Source organism: Candidatus Hydrogenedentota bacterium, assembly GCA_035416745.1.
In the GTDB taxonomy this organism is placed as follows: domain Bacteria; phylum Hydrogenedentota; class Hydrogenedentia; order Hydrogenedentales; family SLHB01; genus UBA2224.
In genome coordinates this window covers 23,737-27,963 of sequence record DAOLNV010000038.1, presented here as the reverse complement: position 1 = coordinate 27,963, position 4,227 = coordinate 23,737, and the positions used below count along the sequence as shown (strand labels likewise).

The 4,227-nt window shown below is 64.2% G+C and carries 3 protein-coding genes; all 3 read right to left on the bottom strand.

All coding sequences use genetic code 11. From position 1 onward, the window contains the following. Window positions 1-1,484 (bottom strand): nitroreductase family protein (locus PLJ71_12625; protein HQM49523.1); only part of this gene is annotated, 1,484 nt, incomplete at its 3' end. 81 nt (window positions 1,485-1,565) lie between these two features. Beyond that, the gene (locus PLJ71_12620; protein HQM49522.1) at window positions 1,566-2,705 is read right to left on the bottom strand and encodes a DUF5009 domain-containing protein; all 1,140 of its coding nucleotides are present in this window, start codon (window positions 2,703-2,705) and stop codon (window positions 1,566-1,568) included. A 253-nt stretch (window positions 2,706-2,958) separates the two neighbouring features. After that, complete coding sequence (locus PLJ71_12615) at window positions 2,959-3,885, bottom strand: DUF2950 domain-containing protein (protein HQM49521.1); 927 nt, start codon at window positions 3,883-3,885, stop codon at window positions 2,959-2,961. Window positions 3,886-4,227: the final 342 nt, after the last annotated feature.

The window sequence follows — 4,227 nt, the reverse complement described above, 5'->3', positions numbered from 1 at the left end:
CCGCGAACGCCGGCTGCCTCAGCTTCGAGGTAGAGAAGCTGGCCGATCATGCCCGTTTCCCAGAATAGCACCCGGTAGTACCACGGCCCGGCAGCCCGAAGCGGTTCTTCGAACGCCGCAAGCATGGCAACAGCGAACACCCCGTCAGACGCGATGTCCTGCCCGCAGCTCAATTGCCCGGCCAGCTGCCGGCAGTCGCCGACCTCGAGCAGGTAGAAAGGCAGTTCGTCGGGACAACCCTCCGGTTTCCGCCAAATAAGCGTTTTCCGCATGGCCGCCCGCAATGCCGCATCGTGAGCGGGGTTGCGCACCAGGCAGTACATTCCTGGGGCCAGAGCCGTCACCCGGTGCACGAAAAACACCAGATCAACCTGTGGAACTGCGCCAAAGGCGTTCCATACAGGCCCGGTGCGGTCGGGCATGATGCGCGCGAGGATACGGTGGAATGTTTCGCGAGGGAGCGCGGTCTGACCGTCCATGGCCGCGGCGCTCCGGCGGCGCAGGATGACGGTCCGCGCGGAAACGTCCGTCTTGGGCGCCAACGGCGCCTGTATGGCCGGTAGGTGTTGCGTTGGGGCCACGGTACGGGGCTTGGCGGAGGCCCTCGCAGCGTTGTTGATGGCCGCCCACGGCACATGGCCGGGGCTCAACCGGTTGGCTTTCCCGTGCCACCCGGATGCGGCTGCCATCTCGAACGCCTCGCGCGAGACGCCGGCCGCCGGGGCGGTCTCGGGCGATTTCCCCGCCCAGACAACGGCCAGCAGGGCAGGGTATTCGGGTTCTTCGGGCTGAAAATCGGCTGCGCGCAACAGGCCAAGCAGCGCGGCGGTTTCGGAGTCGGCGGGCGTGTCAAGCCAACGCATTTGCCATCCCAGGGCGGCCGCGGAAACGGCCAGCGCCGCGAATGCATGGCCCACGTCGTGCTGGCAATACCGAAAAGCCCGTTCGCCGTATTTCCACGATTCCCGCCAATGTATCGAGGACAGTCCGGCCAGGAACGCCCCGTCGGGCAGCGGCGCGGTCAAGGCGTTCCAACATTCCGGCATGAGGTCGGCGCGGCGCTCGAGGAGGTGTTCCCTCGGCGCGTAGTGGTAGACCGCCGGGGCATCGTGAATGCCCTCGACGGGTCCGAGCACCGCGTAGCCTTCGGTCGGATGGAGGTTGCCGCTCGAGGGATTGCAGCGCAAGGGCCAGCGCTCGCCTTGATGTTCTTTCCATGCCGACAACGCGAGCGAATGCTCGAACAACGCGGCGAGAGTGTCGCGGGTAAGGGTCTGCACCGGGATATGGCGCGAGAACAGGGCGTCGTACAGCGGCGTGGGATCGGCGGTCAGCAGCGGCAGGGGATGAACCGGGGCGCCTTCGAACCGGCGGAAAGGATAGGGCTGGTTGGCCCAGTCCATGTAACCCAGAGACCGCGCGAAGCGGTCAGGGAAGTGCTTCGTCGCCTCATGAAACGCAATAATGGCCTTCGCGGCATCCATGATGGCATCTATTGTCGCGGACCCTCGCTGGCTGGCGCAAGTGTGCGGCAGACCCCGCCTTGGAACACGCCTTCAGCGGCCTTACAGCCGCAGGAATATCTTCTTCCGGTACAGGAACCACACGACCAGCATGGCAAGCGCCAGCGACACGGTTGTCTGGAGCAGATAGCCCCAGTCTTCGCCAGCCAGTCTCTGGATATCACCGCCAACGAAGCGGTCGGCCAGCGCGTTGAAGTCGACGATGTTCCTGGCCATATAGATAGTCAGCGGGTTCGCCCCGATCCAGATGAGCGGCTGCGCCCATTTCTGGAATCCGAAGATGTCCACCACGAGATAGAAGAAACCTAACAGCGCGAAACTGTACCCTCCTGCCACAAGGACGTAGGACGAGGTCCATATCCGCTTGATGACCGGGAACTGGAGCCCCCACAGGCTCCCCAGAATGACCAAACCTGCTCCGCCGCCGATGAACAGGAGGACTTTGCGCCACGGCGTCAGGGCGCTGGTGCGCAGCAGGAACGCCGCGAAGACGCCCAGCAGACAGCTAGCCACGGCCGGGATGGTGCTGAGAAGCCCTTCGGGATCGTAGTCGCCGGAGTGTCTGTGGCCGGGCAGGAAGTGCTTGTCGATGTACCACGCCCAGTTTGCGTGTTCATCGAACGAGGTCTGGCCGGTGCCGGGCACGGGCACGAACGACAAGAGCGCCCAGTACCCGATCAGGCAGAAGAGGCAGGCCGCCACCAATCCGCGCGGACGCAGATGAATAAACAGAATCCCGGCGAAAAAGTAGCACAAGGCCAGCCGTTGGAGCACTCCCAGCAGCCGGATGTTCGGCCATTCGTTTGTCATTCCGCCGTAATACACGAGACCCATGAGATAGAGCAGGATCGCCCGCCGGATAAGGCGCTTGTAGGCCGACCATTTGCCGCCGGTCTCGAGGCGTTTCTCGAGGGAAAACACCAGCGACATGCCAACCAGGAAGACGAACAGCGGGAAGATCAGGTCGTAGAACGTGAATCCGTCCCACTTTGTGTGCTCGAACTGGGCTTCCAGAACCGCGCCCGCCTTTCCCCCAAACAGGCGCGCAATTGCGATTCCGAAACCCGTCCCGCCGATGAGCCAGAACATGTCAAATCCGCGTAACACGTCGACCGATACGACGCGCCCGGTGGCGGCCGTTTGGCCCTTTGAGGTTTCTTGAGCTGGAGCGCTGGTGTCCATTGTGACGATTCTCCCCTTCCGGAATGAGTGGACTTATTGTATCAGAGAAGCCCTTTCGGAAACCCTTCTGTTTTTCGTGAGACCCTCACACCGTTGCGGGGGCGCGTGATGGGCCTCAGGCAGGTGCGCAAGCATGCAGACCTCCCCTCCCTTCCCCCGCTCAAGGACGCGGGCGGCCCCCGCAGCACCTCCCTCTTGGATGCCGCCCGGCTCTTCCGTTGAGCGTGCTTTGCGCGCCCGGGATACCCTTCGGCTACTCCGATTGTGTCACGAACTTCCAGGAGGGGTCCGGGTCAAAGCGTCTAATCCGTGCCGCAGCCGGCGCCGTCTTCGGACCGAGGTCTTTCTCGTAGACCGCGCCCAGGTGATTGACCATGAACGTCATGACCCCGGAGTGGCCATAGTCCATCGGCCACGCAATCAGCGCGAAACCGTGGGTCATATCGTCTCCCCGCATATAGGAAGACTTGCCGCCCGGCGCGTGTTTTCCTTGGCTCGTGAGCACCCGGAAACGGTATCCCATGAAGCCATTTGTTTCTCCTGCCCGTACGGACGCATCCGCTGCGGCAAGATGTGGCCCGAACGGACTCAGCGCCTCTCCCGAGCCGGGGGCCACCTCCCAATACAGCCCGTCGCGTGTGCCCGGGGTGCTCAGTATCTTCCCCGCGAATTCGACCGTGCCGTCTCCGTCACGGTCTGCCCGGGCATACTCGCGCTGCGCCTTGACGAACTCGTGGCAGACGTCGATGGCCGTGAGTTCGTTGCGTCCCACGCGCCGCCGGAGCAGTTCGTCGAAACCCGCTGCCGTATCGAATCGCCAGCCGGGGCCCGCCGGGACGATCGGCATCGGGAGCGGCCAAAGCTCTCTACCCAGCAGCAGAACACGCTGCGAATCGGAGCGTTCCTCGAGCCGCTGGATCTGTTTTGCCAATTCCGCGATCTTAGCCCGGTTCGCGCGCTGTTCGGACTCATCGACTCGCCCGGTCTCGGCCGCAAACAGCGGGCCGAAGATCGCGATGAGTTCTTTCGTATCGTTTGCTTCGCAGGCCGCCACGAACGCGTTGGCCGCGGCATCCGGCGATTCGAATACTCGCTGGTTGGGCGGCTGTTCCTGCGCCAGGGCCGCACACGCGGCGAAAACAAGAACAAGTAACACCGGTTTGCTCAGGTTGTGTCTCATGGTCTACTCCCTCACGCAGGCCTTAGCGCCTGCCGCGCCCGCCACCCGCAAATCCGCCGCCAGGACGCCCGCCGCCCGAAAACCCGCCGCTGCGCCCGCCTCCCGAAAATGCGCTGCCCGAGAATCCGCTTGACGAGAGACTGGAAGCGCCTCGGGAACTCTGGCGGGACAATGAGCTGTGCTGCCCAATGGTGCCAAAGGTTCCGCTTCCGGCGGCGGTGCGTGGGTCGGCGTAACCTCGCGGATCCGCCAGGCCGCGGGTATCCGCCACGCCGCGGGTATCCGCCACGCCGCGGGTGTCCGCCAAGCCACGGGTATCGGCGACGCCGCGGGTGTCCGCCA

Excerpts from the sequence above, each read along its gene's own strand:
- PLJ71_12620 (HQM49522.1), bottom strand. The coding sequence starts at position 2,705 with ATGGACACCAGCGCTCCAGCTCAAGAAACCTCAAAGGGCCAAACGGCC.
- PLJ71_12615 (HQM49521.1), bottom strand. The coding sequence starts at position 3,885 with ATGAGACACAACCTGAGCAAACCGGTGTTACTTGTTCTTGTTTTCGCC.